The sequence below is a fragment of the Mesorhizobium comanense genome (assembly GCF_005503535.1).
In the GTDB taxonomy this organism is placed as follows: domain Bacteria; phylum Pseudomonadota; class Alphaproteobacteria; order Rhizobiales; family Rhizobiaceae; genus Mesorhizobium; species Mesorhizobium comanense.
This window is the reverse complement of record NZ_SCNN01000004.1, coordinates 227,034-248,709: the sequence shown is the minus strand read 5'-3', so window position 1 is coordinate 248,709 and position 21,676 is coordinate 227,034. Positions and strand designations below refer to the sequence as shown.

Here is a 21,676-nt window from a genome sequence, read left to right as displayed (position 1 = left end):
TTTGTGTCCTCACTTGGTAGCTCCAACCGCCATCTAGCATGAAACAACGGTCTTTGCTGCTCCAATTTATTGTTGGCTAAGGTAGTCTTTTTCTGGACGTGTCGTGTTCGAAGCCACGACAAGGCTGGAAATTGCCAGAGAAGCGTCCAGGCTGCCGTCGGGACGGACTTTCCAGACGATCTGGTCGTAGTCGTCCTCGAGGGCTGGGTCGACCGCCAGGCATCTGGCAACGATGTGCTGGGCCTGCCCCTGGACGTCGCCCATGGCGAAGGGGCGTTCCGCGGTGCATTCGTCTGCCGTTTCAAAAACGCTGACGGGCACCTGCAACTCACGACAGTCGGCCATCGTGTTTGTGCAGCCGATGACCAGCAACAGTGCGGCGATGTGTTCCATGGCGATTTGCCCTCTCGCCGCAACAACGGCCGAAACCGGCAAAAAGTTCCTGGGTGTAAGACGCGGGCAGCGAATAATCCCCCGCGTTCCAAGGGTTTTCGCGCCAGATTCTGGCGGCGCTCAGGTCAGTTGGAGCACCACGAGCAGCAGGGCGATCCCGCATAACGCCAGGCCGATACCCCACAAAAGGCGGCGGTGCGGCAGAGGCAGCGGTTCCGCGGATGTGTCGGGATCCTGAAATTCGCCCATCGAAACACGGGCGGCCTGTTCCAGTCTGTTCATGTCGGCGACCGTCATGCATCCCTCCCAAACTGTGCCGCGAAACCTGGCGGTTTCCGGCGGTATCTGGGTAAGACAGCATCCGCTCTTATGGTGAACGGCCGGTTAAGGATGTTTGCCGGCCAAGGATTACTGCGTCTCGAAATTGCTATGCGGAACGATGAGACGGTATTCAAGGCGGTCCTCGGCGATATCGAGCCTGGCGGTTCCGTTCAGGGACGCCGGCACCACCCGTTCGAGCGCGACGCTGCCGAAGCGCTTTCGATTGCCGCGGCTGCCGCTGGTTCCAATCGCCTCCGACCACGTCAGTGAAAGCACCACCTCGCCTGTCGGCGCTGCTTCGAGATCGGCGCTTACCTCGACGAACCCGTCAGGGCGCGACAGCGCGCCGTAACTGAACGAGTTGACGGCGAGTTCATGCATCGCCAGGCCGATATGCAGGGCGGCGTTGGGGTTGAGATAGGGGTTGGCGCCGCGAAAGCGAAGGCTGTGCGGCGCGCTCGGACCGTAGCGGCCAACCTGGCTCGCCACCAGTTCGTGAAGGGCCGCGCCCCGCCAGTTGGAGGACGTCACCAGGTCCTGGGAGGAGGCCAGGGACTGTAACCGGCCGCGAAAGCGCGTCAGGAAATCGCCGATGCCATCGGAATGGCGACCGGTCTGCGTCGCGATGCTCTGGATGATAGCCAGCAGATTCTTGGAACGGTGGCTGACCTCACGCAGCAAGGCGGTGAGCGTCTGTTCGCGCCGTTTCTGCTCGGTCGTCTCGACCATGGTGGTAACGACACCTTGCACCTCGCCGTCGTCACTCCGGTCGGCGTCGACCCAAATCTGGAACCAGCGGACACCGTTCTCGACTGGAACGCTGATCTCGATGCGCTCCGGATTGCCGCTGGCGATCACATCGCGCTTGGCGGCATCGATGCGGTCGGCATGCGCTTGCGGCAGGATGCCATTGCCGTCGGCATTGTCCGAGGCCCAGGGCGCGCGCATGTTGCGAGCCCATACGGTCTTCATTTCACGGTCCTGATAGAGCACGGAAATGCCGGCATTGTGCAGTGCGTGAAGAAGAGCCCGGCCAAGCTGCATGCCGCTCTCCGCAGGATGCAGCGCGATGACCTCGTCGCTTCGTGCGCCTTCCGTTTTATCTGCAGTTCTGGAGCGCATCGGTCAATCTGTCCACCCAACTCAGGCTGAACGGCTTACGGCCGAATGGGTTCCCAAATTCCGGGCACCCGGTCCCCTAAAGCGGTCCGCCGGACGGTGTCCTTTGCAGGATACCGCCCGGCGGTGGCTGGAAACCGTTTGAGGGGTGCGGCTTCCAGTGTTCGCTCGGATAGACTGATCCGCCTCAGGCCCGTTTGAACAGGCCGGCAAGAAGCGAAATGACGAGGAAGGCGAGGAAGATGAAAAACAAAATCTGCGCTATGCCAGCGGATGTGCCTGCTATTCCGCCGAAACCAAGCGCGCCGGCGATGATCGCCACGACGAGAAATACGAGCGCCCAGTAAAGCATGGTTCATCTCCTTGCGAATGCTGCGATAAAAACGTGAGCGGATGAGGTTTGTTCCACCCTTTGCCGAAAAAGACGATGCTGGCAATGGCCCCGGGCTTTCGCCGGTCAAGAACCACAAGGGCCGCCCGACGCATCGCATCGAGCGGCCCTTTGTCATTGAAATCCCGCAGTGCGGACGCTTGCCTATGCGGCGGCCTTGGCTTGACGGTCGAAGAACAAGGCCTGGCTGATCAGCGCCTTGACCATGTCGGGGTTGAAAGGCTTGGTCACCAGGAACGCCGGCTCGGGGCGCTCGCCGGTCAGCAGGCGCTCGGGAAAAGCGGTGATGAAGATGACCGGCACGGAGGTCGACGACAGAATCTCGTTGACCGCCTCGATGCCTGAGCTGCCATCGGCGAGTTGGATATCGGCCAGCACCATCTTAGGCCGGGTCTTGCCGAACATCGTCACGGCTTCGGCGTGGGTGCGTGCCGTTCCCACGACGCGATGGCCAAGGCTTTCGACCATCTCTTCTATGTCCATGGCGATCAGCGGCTCGTCTTCTATGATCAGCACGTCGGTCGCCACCTGGCGGGAAATCTCATTGCTTGCCTGAGCAAGCAGGTCGGAGAATTCCTTTTCGCCGACGTCGAGGATTTCGGCAGCCTCGTCCTCACTGAAGCCTTCGACGGCAACCAGCAAGAAGGCTTGCCGGGGCAGAGGGGCGATCGCATTGAGGTTGGCCGCCGCGCGCTGTTCCCAGGCCGACTGCGCCTGTTCCTGCGGGACGCGGATCGCGACGGAGGTGAAGAGCTTGGCGAATATCTTGTAGAGGGCGATGCGATCACTCGACGCTTCGGGGAAGATGTCGACATCGGCGATGATGGCCTCGAGCATCGCGGCGACCAGCGCGTCGCCACTCTCCTGCGATCCCGATACGGCACGCGAAAAGCGGCGCAGGAACGGCAGATGCGGAGCGATGGTGGCGGATAAACTCATAATGGACGTCTCCCTCAGATGACGTGAGTGCATGGATTGCAGGTCAAGCTGATTGCAAGCCCCGGGGTATAGAACGCGGGGTTTCCGAAAAAGTTCCGGCGCAAATGGAACGAATGAGCGGCGACGGCGTTTGATGTCGGGATGGGCAACCAGACGAGGGCGCCGCTTGCCTTGTGTTGAGTTGGATAATAGCGGCTTGGGTGCTGGGAATATAAGGGCGAAATGAAAGATATGACGAAAGATGTCTTGGCTGGCGCCGCGGGCAGGGGCCGGAACGGTGTCGGCGACCCGCTCGGGCCGAATTCCGAAATCGGGCGCAAACTCAAACAATACTATGACGACCTGGTCTCCGACGATGTGCCGGATCGCTTCGCCCAGTTGCTCAGCCAACTGGAACAGGCTGAACCCGCACAGAAGAAGGACTGAGGCATGGCAGCGGTCTCCCAGGGCTTCAAGACCGATCTGCTTGGGGCAATCCCGAGCCTGCGGGCTTTCGCCGTGTCGCTGACGCAAAATGCCGACAAGGCCGATGACCTCGTTCAGGAAACGCTGGTCAAGGCCTGGGACAAGCATGAGAGCTTCCAGCCCGGCACCAATCTCAAGGCATGGCTTTTCACGATCCTGCGCAACGAATTCTATTCGCAGATGCGCAAGCGCGGCCGAGAAGTGCAGGACAGCGACGGCATCATGACGGCAAGGCTGGCCGTGCATCCGGCCCAGCACGGCCAGCTCGACCTCAAGGACTTCCGCGGCGCGCTCGAGCAACTGCCCGAAGACCAGCGCGAAGCCATCATCCTTATCGGGGCGTCGGGCTTCTCTTACGAGGAAGCCGCCGAGATTTGCGGCTGCGCGGTCGGAACGATCAAAAGCCGGGTCAGCAGGGCGCGCACGCGCCTCCAGGAAATCCTGAAGATCTCGGGCGAGGACGAATATGGCCCCGACGCGATCTCGGCTCAGGTGACGGGAACGGCGGCCCATTGAAATGCCGGCTGGACCGCGGGAATCCCGGTCCGGCCGCATCAGTTCGGGGTGCCGCGTCCGTAGGCCAGCGCCAGCGCTTCGACGAGGTCTTCGCCTGAATAGGGTTTGGTGACGAGCTTCACCCCGGGAAAGGACGCACCGATCTCTTCCGCGTCCGAATAGCCGGAGGCAAACACAAAAGGGACGCCTGTTTCACGCAAGCCCGCGGCGAATTCCAGGGTCGAGTTACCGCTCAGCATCAGATCCACGATGGCCGCGTCGAATTGTGTGGCGATCCGCTGTGCGTCGATCTCGGCCAGGTCGCGGGCTATCACAACTTCCTGTGCGCCGTGGTCGCGGCACAGCTGCTCGACATCCATGGCGATGAGAAACTCATCCTCCAGGACAAGAATCCGCAATCCGTCAAGCAATGGGGGCACAGGCGAAAGCTCCTTGGAACGTCGGGAGTCATGATCGCTATTGCGCGCGTTGTCATTTAAAAAAGACATGCCTGCACCCGGAACTCCGATCCCGGCAAAACGTTTAAGCGTACCTGCCGGCCGGCAGGCTTTCGAGAGGGGTCGAAATGCCAAGCCACAATGGGCATCCTGCCAGCCGACAGTATCCTTGCGAGAACTGTCCCTTGCGGCCGTTGCCGGTTTTCCGCGATTTCGAAAAACAGGAACTGGCTTTCATCAGCAAATTCAAGAAGGGAGAGCTTGCTGTCGACAAGGGAGCCACGGTGCTGGTCGAGGGGAGCCACAGCGCCCATCTCTATACAGTGCTGTCGGGCTGGGCGTTCCGCTATAAATTGCTGACAGACGGCCGCCGCCAGATCCTCAATTATCTCATGCCCGGCGATCTCATCGGCCTGCAGGGCAGCGTCATGGGCGAAATGCAGCATTCCGTCGAAGCCTTGTCGCCGATGCTGCTTTGCGTTTTCGAACGCGACAACCTGCACGAACTCTACCGTAACCATCCAGGCCTCGGCTACGACATCACCTGGATCGCATCGCGCGAAGAGCGCATGCTGGACGAGAACCTGCTCAGTGTCGGCCGGCGCAGCGCGATCGAACGCGCTGCCTATCTGATTGCCTTCATAGCCAGCCGTGCCAAGGTCGTCGGGCTGAACGGCAAGCAATCCATCCAGATCCCGATCACGCAACAACATATCGCCGATACGTTGGGCCTGTCGCTGGTTCATACCAACAAGACGATCCGCAAACTGATGGATCGCAAGCTGGTCCTCTGGCGTGACGGCGGTTGTGAGGTCGTGGACATCGAGGGCCTGAAGCAGCTTGCGGGCTGGGAAGGGCTCGGTGAAGGTAGACGCCCGCTGATATGACGAGCTTGTCGGTCGGATCGGGGCGGGAGGTGGCGTTCGGTTGCGGCATCCGACACACTGGCCAGGCGGAAAGCGTCTCACACTTTTCCCCGAATTGCCCTAGTTTGGTCCGATGCCGGAACCTTGAGACGCACCGCGCGTTTGAAATCGAGCAATCACAAGGAGTTAAGCCATGGCAACCGCCGCAGGGAAAACCGCCAACGACGCTCGGGCGAATTCGGACCTCGAAGCTGACATCAGGCAGTTGAAGGCCGATATCGACAAGCTGACCAAGCAGTTGGCCAAGACCGGCGAACATGGCTATGGGACTGCTCGCCGCGCCGCGGCGGAAGGTGTCGAGCAACTGCGTGCCCAGGGCGAAGCGGCGTTCGACAGCCTGCGTGGCAACGCCAGGGATATCGAGGCGCAGATCGTGGCGAACGTGCGTGAGAAGCCCGTGACGTCGCTGGCTATCGCCGCCGGTGTCGGCTTCCTTTTCGCGCTTATCGCGCGTCGCTAGCCCGGCCCCAGATGGGAATGCTGGCATCCCTGCTTTCGGGTCTCGCCTCGGGCGAAACCGTGGCGGCCGTGCGCCGTGCGCGCACCGCGGCAATCGTCTACGCGCTTGCCGCGCTGGCGGCTTTATGCGGCCTGGGCTTCCTGGTCGGAGCTGGTTATATCTGGGCAGCCGGCCGCTACGGTTCGCTGGCGGCGGCGCTCGGTTTCGGGATCGGCTTCCTGGTCATCGCCGGCCTTGTTCTCCTGATCCATCGACTGATGTCGGGCGCGCGCGCCCGACGCGAGGCAAGGCGGCGCAACGCTGATATGAAGGCCATCGGCATCACCGCCGCACTTGCCGTTCTGCCGACTCTTCTCAAGGGAAAAGGCGGCCTCGGGGTCGTCCTGGGCCCGGCTGTCGCGCTCGCGGCCTATGCGATCTACCGTGAGAACACAAAGCCTGGCGATGACGGCCCGGATGGCCGGGAAAGCCAATAGCGTTTCGCGACAGGATCACGGGCCGTCGGCCCGAAGATCTTCCAGCGGCATCGATATTTCGGCGAATACGCCTTCCCGGCGGAACTCATGGGTCACTTCGCTCGAAATGACCTTGGCCAGGCTGCGGCGGATCAGGATCGAGCCGAAACCGTGCCGCTCGGGCGGGGCAACCTCGGGACCGCCGCTTTCGCGCCAGGTCAGCACCAGACGCCGGTTGCCTTTCCTTCCCTGCGTCTTCCAGTCGAGATCGACCCGGCCAGAAGCGACCGAGAGCGATCCATATTGCAGCGCATTGCTGGCCAGTTCGTGCAGGATCAGCCCGAGCCCGACGGCCTGGTCCGGCGACAGCAACAGGTCAGCCCCGGAGATCGTCATGCGAGGCTGATCGGCGGTGTCGAAGGGCCTGATCTCGATCTGGACCAGCTCGCGGATGCCGATGCCGCGCCACTCGCGATCGGAAAGCAGGCCATGGGCGATGCCCAGCGCCTGGAGCCGGGCGCTGAAGGCTTCGAGAAACTCGCTCGGCTGACGGGCATGACGCACGGTCTGCGTCGCGAGAGCCTGGACGGTGGCCAGCGTGTTCTTGACGCGATGGTTCAGTTCGCGCAGCAGGAGCCGCTGCCGCTCCTCGCCCAGCTTGCGTTCCGTTATGTCATAGTTGACGCCGAAGATCAGCGTCGGCTTGCCGTCGCCGTCACGCTCGATGACGCGGCCGCGCGTCCCCAGCCAACGCGGCGGATGAAAGCCGTTCACCCGGTATTCGCCAAAATAGTCGTCGCTGCCGGTCAATGCGTCCCGAAAGCGGGTTTCGGTCTGGTAGACATCGCGCGGGTCGATGGCCTTCAGAATGTCGCGCGCGCGCAAGCGGGTCGAGCGCGGCAGATCGAACAGTTCCGACATGCGGACATCGCATTCGATCATGTCGGTGCGGATGTCCCAGACCCAACTGGCGAGCGACGCCGCATCGAGCGCGATGGCACGCCGTTTTTCCTCGCGCACAAGCTCCGCCTCGGCGATGGCGCCGCTGCGGGTCGCATCCTTCAGCGTGAACAGGCTGGCGGCGAGCGCTGCCAGCGCCTTCAACTGGTCGAGACTGGCACCGGACGGATAGGCATGCGGCTTGCGGTCAAGCACGCACAGCGTACCGATCCTGGCGCCGCCCACGATCATCGGCGCACCAGCATAAAAGCGGACATGATGTTTGCCGGTGACCAGCGGATTGGCCATGAAGCGCGGGTCGGCGGTTGCGTCGGCGACCACCATCGGGTCGTCACCGGCGGCAATGGCGTGCGCGCAAAAGGAGATATCGGTCGCGGTTTCGCTTTCATCGAGGCCGAGGCAGGATTTGAACCATTGCCGTTTGCTGTCGACGAGCGTGACCAGCGCGATCGGCACCCGCATGGCCGCGGCCGCAAGGCTGGTTATACGATCGAAATCCGGATCGGCCGCGGTATCGAGCATCTCCAGCCCATGCAGCACGGCCAGCCGCTCCTCGGCGTTGACCGCGAGCGCAACCCCGGCGGGCAAGCTTGCCCCTATTTCCGCCTTGCTGTTCACCCCAATCCCCAGATGCCGTTCGCCGTCCTGCCGGTCCGCCCGGCCGTGGCCGGCTGCCCTGCCCGGAACCATCCTAGCGGGGAACCGTTACCCGACCATGTTCTGCCGGTCGCGCCCGGTGGCGCAAAACGACACAGGGACCGGCCATGACCAAGATCATTCCCGAAGACAAAGCCCGTCAGGGGCGCTGGGGCTGGCACGGTCTGCGTATCCTGGTTGCCGCTCTGCTTCTGGCCTTCATCGCCTGGGGCATTGCCGAAATATATGGGGAAGTCGCGAAGTCGCCGACCACCGAACAGGGTACGGGTTCGGGTGGTGGTTGACGTATAGTCCACCTCAAACATCACGCTGCCTTCGCCCATGCGGTATGCCTGGGCACCAGAACGTTCAACGCGCCAGGGTGGATTTCGATAGTTGTTTCACGGTCGAGGTCGGTCAATTCGCCATCGATGACCGCGCGCCACTTTCTGGAAGACTGGATTTTCAACACCGCACGGTTGGTCTGGTGGATTTCGACATGTTCGTTGTCGCGCCATTTGCCGCGCGCCATGTTGAAGAAGAATTTCAGCAGTTCGGAACGTTGCCGCGCCATCGTCACATAGATGCCGAGCACGCCGCCGGCGGGGTTGTCGGCAAAGGGCAGGTGGCCCTCGCCGAACAGATTGTTGGTGATGCCAATGCCCGTCGTGCGCGCCATGATCTCGGCTTCGCCGACGGTCAGGGTGACGGTCATGGCCGGCGGGTTGTTGATGGTGGTCCAGGCAGCCTTGGCGGATGCGCGTATCTTTCCCAGCCTTGAGCCAAACTCCATTCTCTGGCGCAACTGCACCATGCGGGCGTGCATGCCGATCGAAAACTGATGCACGAAAGGGCGCCCGTTGGCAGTCGCGATATCGACGGAAGCCAGTTCGCCATCCGCAAAGGAATGCAACGCAGCGTCCAGCGTCTGGGGTATGCCCAATCCCCGTGCGAACAGGTTCATCGTACCCGCCGGCAGAATGGCCAGCGCCTTGTTCCTGCCCATCAGCCGGGCCGCAGCGGCGGAGATCGTGCCGTCGCCGCCACCGGCCAACACCACATCCACACCCCGCCGCGACGAAACATCGTCCAGGGCCGCGACGATCTCGGAGCCGGCGACAACGTCGATCTCCACACTATGGCCGCCGCTTTTCAGGGCTAAATGCATACGATCGCGGAAAGCGTCCAGGTCGGTGGTGCGCAAGGTGCCGCCGTCCCGGTTCAGCACCGCTGCAAACTTCATGCCCCGCTCCGAATTCTCAATCCAAAAAGGCTGAATCCATCCAGCCAGAGGCTGAAACGAAACCGAGCCGGAAAGGTTCCTTCCCGCGTGGCGAAATTAACGTGCAGGCACGCGCCCGGGCGCAACCGAGCCGTGTACTCCCGACTGTTCATCCGGCTGGTTTTTTGTCGGAACAACGGTCTGGTCACGACGTTGTGAATTCGTAGCGCACGCCGGTCCGGTCTCCGGACGGAGGCCAAATCCCAGTACGGGCGTGCATGAGATCACCACGAGGAGACAACACCATGATCCGCAATCTTTTGGCCACGACCGCGCTTGCAACGCTCATCGTTACTGGTGCCGCCCATGCACAGAACGCCACTGAGGCCCCCTCGACCGCTCCAGCGGTTGAAGCGCCGGCGGCAAGTGTATCGGTGCCGAAAGCCGAGGGCAGTATCGTCACCAACATCATCGGGGAATCCGTCTACAACGGCACCGATGACAAGGCCGAGAACATCGGCAAGGTCAGCGACGTGGTCTTCGACAAGGACGGGCAGGCCAAGTCCGTGATCATCGGCGTCGGCGGCTTCCTGGGTGTCGGTGCGAAGAATGTCGCATTCGACTACGACAAGCTGCAATGGGCCGAGAAGAACGGCGACCGCTGGCTGGTCGCCCAGACCACCAAGGACGAATTGACCGCGCAGCCGGAATTCGACAGCAAGCCGTATGGCCCGGCGCCTGCTCCTGCTTCGACAGACGCGGCGGCACCAACGGCTCCCGCAGCCACGGACACAGCGCAGGCTCCTGCCGCTGCGCCCGCCGAGCCGGTCAAACGCGCCGACGGTAATCTTGCCACCAATATCATCGGCGAGACCGTCTACAACGGCACGGGTGACGACGCCCAGAACATCGGCAGCGTCAACGACATCGTGCTGACCAAGGAAGGCAAGGCCGAGTCGCTGGTAATCGGCGTGGGCGGGTTCCTGGGCCTTGGCGCCAAGAATGTCACCTACGAGTTCGACAAGGCGCAGTGGGCCGAGAAGAACGGCGATCGCTGGCTGGTGGCGCAGACGACAAAGGAGGAACTGCAGGCGCAGCCGGATTTCAACCGCAAGGCCTATGATCCGACACCCGCGACCACCGCTTCCAACGAACCGGCGGCAACGACTCCGGCCGCACCCGCCACTGCTCCGGCGGACAAGACGGCGGAAGCGCCTGCCGCGGCGAACCCGGATGCCTCGGCTCCGGACCAGACGCAGACCGCCGCTATCGACAAGTCGACGCTGACCGCCATGCCGATGGGCGAAATCAGGGCCGACGACCTTAAGGGCACCACGGTCTACGGCGCCAATGACGCGAAGGTCGGAGCGATCGGCGATGTCGTGCTGACGCCGGACAAAAAGACCGATGCGGTCATCGTCGATGTCGGCGGGTTTCTCGGCATAGGCGCGAAGGAAGTGGCGGTCGGCATGGATAATCTGAAATTCATGACCGACAAGGACGGCAAGAAATACCTCTACACCACCTTCACCAAGGAGCAGCTCGAAGCGCAGCCCGCCTACGACAAGGGCAGCTACGCCGAGAAGCGCGACCAGCAGCGGATGATTCTGCGGTGAGGGAGTAGGGAGTAGGGAGCTCCTACTCCCTGCCGCCTGCCACCTTGCTCACATGTCCGGCCACGCCATTTTCCGTCAATTCCGCCAGCGCCAGCGATTGGTCGAGATGTTCGGCGCGCCAGGCGAGCAGACGTTCGGCGAGTTCCAGCCGAGTGGAAAGATAAGCGGGACTGCCGGCGAGATTCTTCAGTTCGCCCGGGTCGTTTTCCAGGTCGAAAAGCAAGGGCGGCAGGCGGCCGCCGAAATGGACGTATTTGAACTTCTTCGTGCGGATCACGGCGAGGTTGCACTGGCGCGAGGCGATGCCGAAGTGCTGCTCGGGTTCGCCACCCGAGATCGAACGGAAGTCGAACTCCCAATGCGCGGCGTCGCGCCAGGCGGCGGGTACGCCGCCGCTAAGGAAGGGTCTTAGCGAGCAGCCGTCGAGATGCGGCTCTGGAGGCGCTCCCAAAAGGTCGATGAGCGTGGGCAGGATGTCGACGGCTTCGGTAAAGCGGTCGACGCTGCTGCCAGCGGCCTTGCTGTGCCGCGGATCGCGGATGATCAGCGGGATGTGGTAGCTGCCGTCAAAGTAGCCACCCTTGCCCAGCATGAAATGGTCGCCCATCATCTCGGCATGGTCCGACGTAAGCACGATCACGGTGTCGTCCCAGCCGCCGGACGCCTTGACGGCCTGCCATATCAGGCCGAGCTGTGCGTCGACCTCCGAGATCATGCCGTAGTAGATTGCCCTTATGCGGCGGAAATCGTCCTCGCTCCAGTCGTGCACCTTGCCTTCGGCGCCGACGCGGAATTTCGCGCGTTTCTGCTTGCCCAGATCATAAGCGACATAGGGGTGGCCCTGAGCCTCGGCCCGCCAACTTTCGGCGCGGTGAAAGGCGGGACCGTCGGCCGGATCGTATGACGTGTTGTACGGCTCCGGGACGATGAAGGGAGGATGCGGGCTGATGAAGGACAGATGCGCAAACCATGGCGCGGCCTGCTCCTGCTCGCCCAGCCAGCGGATGAATTCGCCAGCAAGGAAGGCGGTCGGCGTCTGGTCTTTCGAATAGACGGGCGGTGCTTCGCTGACCGCCCCGTCCGTGTCGCCGACGGGACGATGGATGTCTGGAAATCCGGCGCCGGTGTCGACGCCTTGCTGCTTCAGCCAGGAGAGCCATTGCTTCTGATGCTCGGGCAGCAGCTGACGCGTGGTGAAGCCAGGAAGAACGCCTTCATAGCTGCGCAGCCGCGGATCGGCGGGCGCAAGCCGGCGCGGGTCGAGCGACACGTCGGTATAGCCAAACAGCGTCGGATCGTAGCCCAGCGCGCGGGCCGAGAGTGCGATGTTGCCGTGCCTGGCGTCGAGCGGCGTGCCGTTGCGGCAGACCCGGTTGTTCATCTGGTAGAGGCCGGTGTAGAGGCAGGCGCGAGCCGGCGAGCATGGTGCGGCGCCGCCATAATGGCGCTTGAACAGCACGCCCTCCGCGGCGAGCGCGTCGGCATTCGGTGTCTTCACAACGGGATGGCCGGCCGCGGAAAGGCAATCGCCGCGCCACTGGTCGCAGGTGATCAGGAGAACGTTGGGGCGCCTGGCTTTGCCTGTCACTCGCGAGACCTTTCGATGCATGTTCGAATGCGCTCATGGAACCGATTTCCAGCAACGGCGCAAGATCATCCGCATCTGCAATTGGTGAACAAATATCCTTTCATTGTTCACTTTTAAAGCACAGTCCATTCTGTGTTTGCCGCCTTTGCCGCCGCCGGCGGTGTCCTCATATTGGCGTGGACAGCGGCGAGGGCCGCACCAACACAAGGGAAGGAGCAAGACCATGCTCGACCAGATCAAGGGCCTGCATCACGTGACCTCCATGGCCGGCGATGCCCGGCAGAACAATGATTTCTTCACCCGCAAGCTCGGCCTTCGCCGGGTCAAGAAAACAGTCAATTTCGACGCTCCCGATGTCTACCATCTCTACTATGGCGATGAGGCCGGCACGCCGGGTTCGGTGATGACCTATTTTCCGTTCCCCAACATCGGCAAGGGCCGGCGCGGCGTCGGCGAGGTCGGCACAACAGTCTATTCGGTGCCAGAAGGCACGCTCGCCTATTGGGAAAAACGCTTCGCCGACGAAGGCGTGAAGGATGTCTCGCGCGACGAGAGCTTTGGCGAGAAACGGCTCAAATTCGCCGGGCCCGACGGCGACGGCTTCGCGCTCGTCGAGGACAAGGCCGATGGCCGCGCGCCCTGGCTGAAGGGCGGCGTTCCCGCCGACGAGGCGATCCGCGGCTTCCACTCGGTGTCGCTGCGGCTGAAGGATGGCGGCGCCACCGAGGAACTGTTGAAGTTCATGGGCTACGAGGAAGTCGACAGGTCCGGAAATATCAGGCGGCTTGCCGTTAAGAACGGCAATGGCGCCGATGTCGTCGATATCGAATCGCTGCCGAGCGCACCCTTCGCCGATCTCGGCGCCGGTTCGGTCCACCATGTCGCCTTCGCCGTGGAAAACCGTGCCCGGCAGCTCGAAGTGCGCAAGGCACTGATCGATACGGGCTACGGCGTGACGCCGGTGATCGACCGCGACTATTTCTGGGCGATCTACTTCCGGACGCCGGGCGGCGTGCTGTTCGAGGTCGCCACCAACGAACCCGGTTTCGATCGCGACGAAGATACCGCGCATCTGGGCGAGGCGCTGAAGCTGCCGACACAGCATCAGCATCTGAGGCCCTATCTCGAACAGCAGCTGCAGAAATTGGAAGGCTGAGACGATGAGCAAGGACGCCTACATCCACAAAGTGCTGCCCGGTTCGCCGGGCGGCCCGCTGGTCTTGGTCTTCCATGGCACTGGCGGTGATGAGAACCAGCTGGTCTCGCTCGGGCGCGATCTCGTGCCTGAGGCCACCATTATCTCGCCGCGCGGCGATGTTTCCGAACACGGTGCGGCACGCTTCTTCCGCCGTACTGGCGAGGGCGTCTACGACATGGACGACCTCGCACGGGCCACGGGCAAGATGGCCGGCTTCGTCAAGGCCCATGTCGCGGCGGCCAAGCCGTCGGCGGTCTACGGGCTCGGCTATTCCAACGGCGCCAACATACTGGCGGCGCTGGTGTTCGAGGCTCCCGACCTCTTCGACGCGGCGGTGCTGATGCATCCGCTGATCCCGTTCGAGCCCAAGGTGAAAGGCAGCCTCGCCGGACGCCACATCCTGCTGACCGCAGGCAGGCGCGATCCGATCTGTCCGCCCAACCTGACTACGCGGCTCGAAGCCTATTTGCGTGCCGACGGCGCCGATGTCACAGTGGAATGGCACGAAGGCGGGCACGAGGTGCGGCCGAACGAAATCGAAGCGGCGCGGCGGCTGTTCGCCGGCGCCGTACAAGGAGCCTAGCGATGCCTGACCAACTGCCTGAGATCGAACTGGAAGATCGTGGCTCCAAGGGCCGCTACGTCCTGCGTGGACCCGGCGGCGCCGAAGCGGAGATGACTTTCACGAAAATCGGCGAGCATCAGCTGATCATCGACCACACGGAAGTGTCCGATGTCTTTCGCGGCCAGGGTGCCGGTCTTCGGCTGGTGACCCGCGCCGTCGAGGACGCCCGTGCGGCCGGCAAGAAGATCATCCCGCTTTGCCCGTTCGCCAACGCCCAGTTCCGCCGCCATCCCGAGTGGGCCGACGTGCTGAAGCAATAGGAGCGAATGAGTATCGGGTTACGGCCTTCAGTCTACAGGCGACAGCGGGGGATAAAGAGGAAGTCCCCCGCTGTCGGCCGGCATTGTAATTTGCCCCGGCGGCGCATCTTGCCTAGATATGATATATCGCCGCGCCGACAAACGAACTGAATGACCCCCCGATGACCGAAACCGACCTCGTCCCCGTCTTCGACGGACACAACGATACGCTGCTGCGTCTCTATCAGTCGAAAGACAAGGACGTGGAAAAGCTGTTCATCGATGGGAAATCGGGCGGCCATATCGACCTGCCGCGCGCCAAGGCCGGCGGCTTCGCCGGCGGCATGTTCGCCATCTTCCCACCGCCGGTCGAAAAGGCCAGGCGCAGCGCCGTACCCTTGGCGCCCAGCGACAGCGAGCCATTGCCGCCCGAGGTGCCGCGCGCCGATGCGCTCAACTCGACGGTGGCGATGGCCTCCATCCTGTTTCGGTTGGAACGGGCCGGGGCGCTCGCGGTCTGCCGCAGCGCCGGCGATGTGCACAAAGCCATGGCGCAAGGCACGATCGCGGCTGTGTTCCACATCGAAGGGGTCGAGGCGATCGATCCCGAACTGACCATGCTCGACGTGCTGCATGCGGCAGGCCTGCGTTCGCTCGGCATCGTCTGGAGCCGACCGAACGCTTTCGGTCACGGCGTTCCGTTCCGGTTTCCGTCCACGCCGGACACCGGGCCTGGCCTGACCGATGCCGGCAAGGCGCTGGTCAAGGCCTGCAACCAGTTGAAAATCATGATCGACCTCTCGCATCTCAACGAGAAGGGTTTTCGCGACGTGGCCGCGCTTAGCGATGCCCCGCTGGTTGCCACGCACTCAAACGTGCATGCGATCTGCGGCCATTCGCGCAACCTCACCGACTGGCAGCTCGGCGCGATCCGCGAATCCGGCGGCATGGTCGGGCTGAACTTCGCCACCGGCTTCCTGCGCGAGGACGGCCGCATGAATGCCGACACCAGCCTCGACATCATGATTCGCCATGTCGATTCGCTGCTGCAGGCGTTGGGTGAGGACGGGGTCGGCCTGGGTTCGGATTTCGACGGCGCCATGATCCCGGCGGTCATCGGCGACGTCGCCGGCCTGCCCAAGCTGATCGATGCGCTGGCCGCGCGCGGTTTCGGGCGCGCCTTGATCGAGAAGATCGCCTACCGCAACTGGCTGGGCATGCTGGAGAAGACGATCGGCTGAGCCAACGCTACTGGTCGTAGCCCATGCGTTTCAGCCAGTCCTTGCCGACGCCACGGTCGCGGATGATCGGCAGCGGGTTTTCCGAATCGAGCCGGGAGCAGATGCGGTAGACCTCCAGCGTCTCGGCACTCATCTCGTCGCGCTTGTAGAAGAACATGGCGGCGGCATAACGCGCCCGGCCCGACCATTTTTCGCCGAGTGGTGTGTTGACCAATTCCCACTGCTCGGCGGCTTCCGCGTCATCACCCTGTCTGTCGGCGTCGCCGGCCATGATCAGAAATCCGCCGGCGGATTGGCGGTGCGGCGGTCGAGCTTGATGAAAGGACGCGCCACCACCTTGGCCCGTTTCATCAGCTTCTGGTACTGCAATTCGCGCATGGCGTAGATCTCGACCCAGAGGTCGTCGACGATCGTATCACCATATGGCCTTGTCAGCGAGGCGATGGCGACGTTGCGCTTGGCCATGGGAGACCACATGGCGGCGCTGACCAGGCCGACCTCCTGGCTCTTCTTGTGATAGACGATGGCGTGCTCTGCCGGGATGTTGCCTTCGATCTCCAGCCCGACCAGCACATGGCGCAGCTTGCGTCTGGCGCGCGCTTCCAGAATGGCGCGGCGGCCGTTGAAATGGCCCTTTTCCAGGTCGACCATGAAGCCGAGCCCGATTTCGTCGGGCATGCGCAAACGGTCGGCGCGGATGGCGTGTTCGGCGGTGGTGAAATCGGCATTGGCCACGATCAGCCCGGCCTCCAGCCGGGCGCGGTTGAGCGCGGTGTAGCCTATGGCCCGGATGCCGCGCCGTTCGCCTGCCGCCATCAGCCGGTCCCACAGGCCGAGTGCCTTGTCTGCCGGCACGAACAGTTCGTAGCCGAGATCCCCGGTGAAGCCGGTGCGCGAGATGGTGATCGATGTGCCATCATGCGGGAAATCGGCGAGATCGAAGACCTTGAGTTTCTCGACGCCGGAGAAGCCGGCATCGCGCAGCACGGCGAAGGAGGTCGGTCCTTGTAGCGCCAGACCCGCGACCGCCTCGGTTTCTTCCTCGACGCTCACCTCGTAGCCGATGGCGCTGTCGAGCAGCCATGGCAGATGCCGCTCCTGGGAGCACAAGCGAAAGCGCGTTGGTGAGAGCCGGAACAGCGTGCCGTCGTCGAGGACGAAGCCTTCATCGTCGCACCATGCTGTGTAGTGGACGCGCCCCGGTTTCAGCCTGGTCACATCGCGCAAGGTGACACGGTCGAGGAAGGCCTCGGCATCCGGGCCTTCGATCCGGTATTTGGTCATCGGCGAGATGTCGAACACAGCCGCCTGGCTGCGGATGGCGAAATATTCGAGCTCCTCGTCCCACAAGGAATGCGGGGCGCGGTAGCCGGCCCAGTTGTACCAGTCCTGCGTCTTCGCCAGCGCGTCGAGGCGCGGCTGGAACGGCGTGCCGAGGCGCAGCGTGCGGAAGTGGGATTGGGCGAGGGTGCGTGCAGTGGGTTGATGGTTCATGACAGCGTTCCTTCGCGCCCCCCTCTGTCCTGCCGGACATCTCCCCCACTTGGGGGGAGATTGGATGTCATCGCGGCTTTCGCCAATCGCCAACGTTGCAGGAGAGGCGCCGACAAATCGAGCTGCTGATCTCCCCCCAAGTGGGGGAGATGGCCGGCAGGACAGAGGGGGGCGCCGTAGAGCGCGGCTTTGGCGAATTGCAAAATCATGCTCACCCCTTCATCGCAATGATGCGCCGCGCGGCATTCAACCCCGGCGCGCCCGAAACACCGCCGCCGGGATGCGAACCGGCGCCGGCCAGAAACAATCCGTCGACCGGCGTGTCGTAGCCGGACCAGCCGGAGACAGGCCGCGAGATCAGCATCTGGTCGGCCTGCAACTCGCCATGGTGCCAGTGGCCGCCCGGCATGCGGTAGCGCGCCTCGATATCGGCCGGCGTCAGCAGTTCGGCATGGACGACGCTTTTGCCGATACCGGGCGCGTAGGCTTCCAGTTGCGCCATGACCGCCTTGAGGAATTTCGGCTTGCCGGCATCCCATCCCCCTTTCAATCGATAGGGCGCGTACTGCACCACCGCCGACAGCACGCAGGCGCCGTCGGGCGCGAGTGAGGGATCGGCGAGGCTGGGCAGCGTGATTTCCATCACCGGCTCAGGCGAGAATTCGCCGTATTTCGACGGGTTGAAGGCGCGCTCGACGTGATCTGGCGAGGGGGCGATCACCAGCCGGCCCTTGTGGCCGGCTGCATCGACGCCGGCGAATTGCGGCGGCCGGTCGAGCGCCAGATGGAGCTTGGCGGCATCGCCCTTCATGCGGATGTTTTTCACCTTGCGCACGAAGCCGGTGTCGATCTCGCGTGGCCCGACAAGGTCGAGGAAGGTGGTCGCCGGATTGATGGCCGAGACAACAGCCCTGGCGCGCAATTCTTCGCCGGTGTCGAGGGCGACGCCGACGGCCCGGCCCTTTTCGATGATGATCTTCGCGACTGGAGCCGATGCACGGATGGCAACGCCGGCCTGTTCGGCTGCGGCGCGGATTGCCGCGACGACCGCACCCATGCCGCCCTTCGGCAGCATCTGAGCGCCGGCGGCTCCGCCGGTCTCGCCAGCCAGCCTGTAATAGAGGCCGAGCAGCGAGGTCGGCGAACGCGGGCCGAGATGGCTGCCGAGCGTGGCGTCGAAGGCAAGCAGCCCCTTCAGCCTGTCGTCGGTAAGCTGCTCGTCGAGCAGGTCGGCGACGTTCATCAACAGCACGCGCAGGAAGTCGCGCATGTCCTCCTTGCCGAGTTTTTTCAGCGAAAGCGCCGCCTGGCCGAGCGCCGCCGTCTCCTTGAACGACATGCTGGCGAGATCGGGCGGGCGCCGCGACAGGAACGGCTTCAATATGCCGGCATAACGCAGCAGTTGCGCGCGCAAGTCCTTCCAGGCCATTTGTTCGGATGAGGCAGCGCCGGTCAGCACCTCGCCATAGGCGCCATGCAGGACCAGCGGGCCGTCTCGCGACAGGGCGACGGAGGGCAGGAAATCAGCACGGGCAAATTGCAGTCCGTGTTTCTCCAGCCCCAGCGTTTTGACCACATCGGGATGCAGACGGTTCAGGAGATGGGCGACGGCCGAGACGCGAAAGCCCGGGGCGAATTCCTCGGTGCGTGCGGCGCCGCCGAGTTCGGCCCCAGCCTCCAGCACCACGACCTTGCGGCCGGCCTTGGCCAGCGTGGCGGCCGCCACGAGGCCGTTATGGCCGCCGCCAATGACGATTGCATCAAATGACGTCATGGGCCGGGCTCATATGCGAGGTGGACTTGGCGAGATCGCGCAGGATTTCAGCCGCGGCATTGCGGCCCGGAGCACCCATGACGCCGCCGCCGGGATGGGTCGAGGAGCCGCACATATAGAGCCCGCCGACCGGCGAGCGGTACTGCGCGTAGCCCGGTACAGGGCGGTTGAACAGCAATTGGTCGAAGGTCAGTTCGCCCTGGAAGATGTTGCCTTCGGTGAGGCCGACCTCCGCCTCGATCTCGCGCGGCGTGCGCACCTCCATATGGACGATGCGGTCGCGGAAGCCGGGCGAGTAATCCGATATCTGCGAAATCACGCTTTCGGCGAAGCCATCCCGATCGGCGTCGGTCCATTCGCGGCCATCCACCTTGGGTGGCGCGTATTGCACGAAGCAACTCATGAAGTGCTTGCCCGGCGGCGCCATGGTCGGGTCGAGCGTCGTCGGGATGACCATGTCGAGGAACGGGTCGGCCGACCAGCGCCCGGCCTTCCAGTCATCATAGGCGCGCTCCATGCGCTCCATGGAATCGGTGAAATGCATGTCGCCGCGATAGACCGGCGAGTCCTTCGGCAGAGCCGGAAATTCCGGCAGCGAATCGAGCGCGATGTTGACCTTGCCGGAGGAGCCGCGAATCTTGAAGTTCTTAACCCGGCGCAGGAAGATTTCGGGCAGTTCCTTTTCTTCCACCAGCTTTAGGAAGGTGCGCTTCACGTCGGCATTGGAGACGACCAGCTTGCCGTAGATCTCCTCGCCGCCGGCCAGCACCACACCCCTGGCCTTGCCTCGGCTCACCATCACATGGTCGACCTCGGCCCCGGTCCGGATCGTGCCGCCCGACGCCTTGAAGGACGCGGCCAGCGCCTTGGTCACCGCGCCCATGCCGCCACGCGCATAACCCCAGGCGCCGACCGAGCCGTCGACCTCGCCCATATAGTGGTGCAACAGCACGTAGGCGGTGCCGGGCGACATCGGCCCGAGCGCCGTGCCGATGATGCCGGAGAGCGCGAAATTCGCCTTGATGACATCGGTCTCGAAATATTCGTCGAGGAATTCCGATATCGACATCGTCCAGAAGCGCAGCGTCAGCGCCATCTCTTCCGTCGAGAGGCCGGCGAATTTCTTGCCGAGATAGAGCAGTTCGCCGAGATCGCGCGGCTTGAAGCTGGTCGGGTCCGGCGCGGTGCGCATCAACAGCGGCTGGATGAAGCGGCACTGCCGGGTGACGTCGCGGGCGTAGCGGTCATAGGCTTCGGCGTCGCGCTTCGAGAAGCGGGCGAACTCGCGCCGGTGCGCGTCGTGGTCGCGGTAATTGGCGAGGTAGTCGCCGTCACGGGTGAACACCGCGCCGCCTTCATAGGAAATGACCTGCAGGCCGAAGCGCGGCAGTTCGAGATCGCGCATGATCTCAGGGCGAAACAGCGAGCAGACATAGGAGCAGTTGGAGTAGAGAAAGCCCGGTGTCAGTTCGCGGCTGGTGGCCGCGCCGCCAACCCATCCGTTCTTCTCCACCACCAGCACGTCCAGCCCGGCGCGTTGCAGGTAGCAGGCGTTGACCAGGCCGTTGTGCCCGCCGCCGATGATGATCGCGTCCCAAGCTTTCATGTTGGCCCAGTCTCTTTGTTTCTACGCAATCCCGGACGGAAAACCGCTCACACTTTTCCTGGGATTGCTCTGTGCGACCCGCTGTTCATTTTTGCGTGATCTGTTCCCGAATATGCGGAATTTGGCACGATATCAGCCGTTCTGTCCAGCCATACTGAATGAATGTTCAACAAACTATGTTGCGTTTTCCCCGGCATGGGGTACGCTTTGCCGGCATTCGAAATTGATGAAATCGGCTGACGGAGCCGGAGCCCGATGATCGAAACGGCAGATACCGAGCCGGAGTATGATGACACCGCCATCCGCTTCCTCGAGGCGCTGTGGGGCGATGGCTACCTGTCGCCGGGCGGGCCCGAAGAAGTCGACCGGGTGGTTGAGGGCCTTTCGCTCGAGGGCAAGACGATCCTCGACATCGGCTGTGGCTCCGGCGGGATCGCGCTGCATCTGGTCGAGCGCCATGGCGCTGCCCGCGCCACCGGCTTTGATGTCGAACACCCGGTGATCGAGGCGGCCAGCCGGCGCGCCGCGGCGCGTGGGCTGGGACAAAGGGCCAGCTTCATCCAGGGACCACCGGGGCCGTTGCCTTTCATGGATCGTTCCTTCGATGTCGTCTTCTCCAAGGACGCGCTCCTGCATGTGCCCGACAAGGATGCGCTGTTCGCGGAGATCTTCCGGGTGCTGAAGCCGGGCGGCGTCTTTGCCGCCTCCAACTGGATGATTGGGCATGACGGCGAACCGTCATCCGAGATGAAGGCCTATGTCGCCGCGGAGGGGCTGTCCTTCGCCATGGCCTCGCCCGCGCGCTATGCGCAGGCGATGACCAAGGCCGGCTTTGCCGACGTGAGCCTCAGGGACCGCAATCCCTGGTACCGCGAGGTGGCGCGTGGCGAGTTGCAGAGGCTGAAAGGACCACTCTATGCGCCGGTCGCGGCGGTTGTCGGCGCCGCCTATGTCGACAAGAACATCCGAACCTGGGAAGCCATGCAGAAGGTGCTTGACAGTGGCGAGCACCGTCCCACTCATCTGCGCGGTTGGAAGCCGGTTGGATAGCCGGC

General features: G+C 63.3%; 25 protein-coding genes. 12 read left to right on the top strand and 13 right to left on the bottom strand.

Translation table 11 applies throughout. The features are described from left to right. Window positions 1-66 precede the first annotated feature (66 nt). From FFS37_RS09950 to FFS37_RS09935, 5 genes are all read right to left on the bottom strand, one after another. Window positions 67-393: a hypothetical protein gene (locus FFS37_RS09950; protein ID WP_137930769.1), complete on the bottom strand. Its 327-nt coding sequence runs from the start codon at window positions 391-393 to the stop codon at window positions 67-69. Window positions 394-513: 120 nt separating this feature from the next. Next, a complete protein-coding gene (locus tag FFS37_RS35730; protein WP_171026232.1) occupies window positions 514-690 on the bottom strand; it encodes a hypothetical protein in 177 nt (58 codons plus the stop codon). Window positions 691-801: 111 nt separating this feature from the next. Further along, complete coding sequence (locus FFS37_RS09945; RefSeq protein ID WP_137930768.1) at window positions 802-1,836, bottom strand: sensor histidine kinase; 1,035 nt, start codon at window positions 1,834-1,836, stop codon at window positions 802-804. Between the two features lie 184 nt (window positions 1,837-2,020). Then, window positions 2,021-2,185 (bottom strand): DUF1328 domain-containing protein, encoded by a 165-nt coding sequence (locus FFS37_RS09940; RefSeq protein WP_027031438.1) that lies wholly within the window; start codon window positions 2,183-2,185, stop codon window positions 2,021-2,023. 183 nt (window positions 2,186-2,368) lie between these two features. After that, a complete protein-coding gene (locus FFS37_RS09935) occupies window positions 2,369-3,163 on the bottom strand; it encodes a response regulator (protein WP_137930767.1) in 795 nt (264 codons plus the stop codon). Between the two features lie 222 nt (window positions 3,164-3,385). Between FFS37_RS09935 and FFS37_RS09930 the strand changes: the two genes are divergently transcribed. Both FFS37_RS09930 and FFS37_RS09925 read left to right on the top strand, forming a co-directional pair. Next, the gene (locus tag FFS37_RS09930; protein WP_137930766.1) at window positions 3,386-3,589 is read left to right on the top strand and encodes a NepR family anti-sigma factor; all 204 of its coding nucleotides are present in this window, start codon (window positions 3,386-3,388) and stop codon (window positions 3,587-3,589) included. Window positions 3,590-3,592: 3 nt separating this feature from the next. Next, the gene (locus FFS37_RS09925; protein WP_010911883.1) at window positions 3,593-4,144 is read left to right on the top strand and encodes an RNA polymerase sigma factor; all 552 of its coding nucleotides are present in this window, start codon (window positions 3,593-3,595) and stop codon (window positions 4,142-4,144) included. Window positions 4,145-4,182: 38 nt separating this feature from the next. Here FFS37_RS09925 and FFS37_RS36570 read toward each other — a convergent pair whose 3' ends face one another. Next, window positions 4,183-4,716, bottom strand: coding sequence for a response regulator (locus FFS37_RS36570; RefSeq protein ID WP_332311472.1), 534 nt, complete (start codon window positions 4,714-4,716; stop codon window positions 4,183-4,185). Between FFS37_RS36570 and FFS37_RS09915 the strand changes: the two genes are divergently transcribed. The 3 genes from FFS37_RS09915 to FFS37_RS09905 all read left to right on the top strand — a co-directional run bounded on the left by FFS37_RS09915 (window position 4,710) and on the right by FFS37_RS09905 (window position 6,443). Next, window positions 4,710-5,468, top strand: a complete 759-nt coding sequence (locus FFS37_RS09915) for a Crp/Fnr family transcriptional regulator (RefSeq protein WP_137930765.1) — start codon at window positions 4,710-4,712, stop codon at window positions 5,466-5,468. The genes FFS37_RS36570 and FFS37_RS09915 overlap by 7 nt on opposite strands. Window positions 5,469-5,640: 172 nt before the next feature. After that, window positions 5,641-5,967, top strand: a complete 327-nt coding sequence (locus tag FFS37_RS09910) for a DUF883 family protein (RefSeq protein WP_137930764.1) — start codon at window positions 5,641-5,643, stop codon at window positions 5,965-5,967. Between the two features lie 11 nt (window positions 5,968-5,978). Continuing rightward, window positions 5,979-6,443, top strand: a complete 465-nt coding sequence (locus FFS37_RS09905; protein WP_137930763.1) for a hypothetical protein — start codon at window positions 5,979-5,981, stop codon at window positions 6,441-6,443. A gap of 15 nt (window positions 6,444-6,458) precedes the next feature. Here FFS37_RS09905 and FFS37_RS09900 read toward each other — a convergent pair whose 3' ends face one another. Continuing rightward, window positions 6,459-8,000, bottom strand: a complete 1,542-nt coding sequence (locus FFS37_RS09900) for a sensor histidine kinase (RefSeq protein ID WP_137930762.1) — start codon at window positions 7,998-8,000, stop codon at window positions 6,459-6,461. Window positions 8,001-8,146: 146 nt separating this feature from the next. Here FFS37_RS09900 and FFS37_RS35725 point away from each other — a divergent pair, with 146 nt between their 5' ends. Beyond that, window positions 8,147-8,323 carry a hypothetical protein gene (locus FFS37_RS35725; protein WP_171026231.1) on the top strand — a complete coding sequence of 59 codons (177 nt, stop codon included), beginning with the start codon at window positions 8,147-8,149 and terminating at the stop codon, window positions 8,321-8,323. Window positions 8,324-8,343: 20 nt separating this feature from the next. Here the strand turns inward: FFS37_RS35725 and FFS37_RS09895 are convergent, their stop codons facing one another. Next, window positions 8,344-9,261, bottom strand: a complete 918-nt coding sequence (locus tag FFS37_RS09895) for a diacylglycerol/lipid kinase family protein (protein WP_137930761.1) — start codon at window positions 9,259-9,261, stop codon at window positions 8,344-8,346. Between the two features lie 284 nt (window positions 9,262-9,545). Here FFS37_RS09895 and FFS37_RS09890 point away from each other — a divergent pair, with 284 nt between their 5' ends. After that, the gene (locus tag FFS37_RS09890; protein ID WP_137930760.1) at window positions 9,546-10,856 is read left to right on the top strand and encodes a PRC-barrel domain-containing protein; all 1,311 of its coding nucleotides are present in this window, start codon (window positions 9,546-9,548) and stop codon (window positions 10,854-10,856) included. Between the two features lie 22 nt (window positions 10,857-10,878). On the opposite strand, the gene FFS37_RS09885 is transcribed toward FFS37_RS09890, so the two are convergent. After that, a complete protein-coding gene (locus FFS37_RS09885; protein ID WP_137930759.1) occupies window positions 10,879-12,444 on the bottom strand; it encodes an alkaline phosphatase family protein in 1,566 nt (521 codons plus the stop codon). 223 nt (window positions 12,445-12,667) lie between these two features. Here FFS37_RS09885 and FFS37_RS09880 point away from each other — a divergent pair, with 223 nt between their 5' ends. From FFS37_RS09880 to FFS37_RS09865, 4 genes are all read left to right on the top strand, one after another. Beyond that, a complete protein-coding gene (locus FFS37_RS09880) occupies window positions 12,668-13,600 on the top strand; it encodes a VOC family protein (RefSeq protein WP_137930758.1) in 933 nt (310 codons plus the stop codon). Between the two features lie 4 nt (window positions 13,601-13,604). Then, a complete protein-coding gene (locus FFS37_RS09875; protein ID WP_137930757.1) occupies window positions 13,605-14,225 on the top strand; it encodes an alpha/beta hydrolase in 621 nt (206 codons plus the stop codon). Window positions 14,226-14,227: 2 nt separating this feature from the next. Beyond that, window positions 14,228-14,527, top strand: a complete 300-nt coding sequence (locus tag FFS37_RS09870) for a GNAT family N-acetyltransferase (RefSeq protein ID WP_137930756.1) — start codon at window positions 14,228-14,230, stop codon at window positions 14,525-14,527. A 161-nt stretch (window positions 14,528-14,688) separates the two neighbouring features. Then, on the top strand, window positions 14,689-15,747 hold the full coding sequence (locus tag FFS37_RS09865) for a dipeptidase (protein ID WP_137930755.1): 1,059 nt from the start codon (window positions 14,689-14,691) through the stop codon (window positions 15,745-15,747). A gap of 7 nt (window positions 15,748-15,754) precedes the next feature. On the opposite strand, the gene FFS37_RS09860 is transcribed toward FFS37_RS09865, so the two are convergent. The 4 genes from FFS37_RS09860 to FFS37_RS09840 form a co-directional block, all read right to left on the bottom strand. Then, complete coding sequence (locus tag FFS37_RS09860) at window positions 15,755-16,018, bottom strand: hypothetical protein (protein WP_137930754.1); 264 nt, start codon at window positions 16,016-16,018, stop codon at window positions 15,755-15,757. 2 nt (window positions 16,019-16,020) lie between these two features. Then, window positions 16,021-17,241 (bottom strand): aminomethyltransferase family protein, encoded by a 1,221-nt coding sequence (locus FFS37_RS09855; RefSeq protein ID WP_137930753.1) that lies wholly within the window; start codon window positions 17,239-17,241, stop codon window positions 16,021-16,023. A gap of 211 nt (window positions 17,242-17,452) precedes the next feature. Continuing rightward, entirely contained in the window at window positions 17,453-19,015 is a 1,563-nt protein-coding gene (locus FFS37_RS09845; RefSeq protein ID WP_137930752.1) for a phytoene desaturase family protein, read from the bottom strand. Beyond that, window positions 19,002-20,621, bottom strand: coding sequence for a phytoene desaturase family protein (locus tag FFS37_RS09840; RefSeq protein ID WP_137930751.1), 1,620 nt, complete (start codon window positions 20,619-20,621; stop codon window positions 19,002-19,004). Before FFS37_RS09840 ends, FFS37_RS09845 begins: the two co-directional genes overlap by 14 nt. Before the next feature lie 255 nt (window positions 20,622-20,876). Here FFS37_RS09840 and FFS37_RS09835 point away from each other — a divergent pair, with 255 nt between their 5' ends. Beyond that, window positions 20,877-21,671: a class I SAM-dependent methyltransferase gene (locus FFS37_RS09835; protein WP_137930750.1), complete on the top strand. Its 795-nt coding sequence runs from the start codon at window positions 20,877-20,879 to the stop codon at window positions 21,669-21,671. Window positions 21,672-21,676 lie beyond the last annotated feature (5 nt).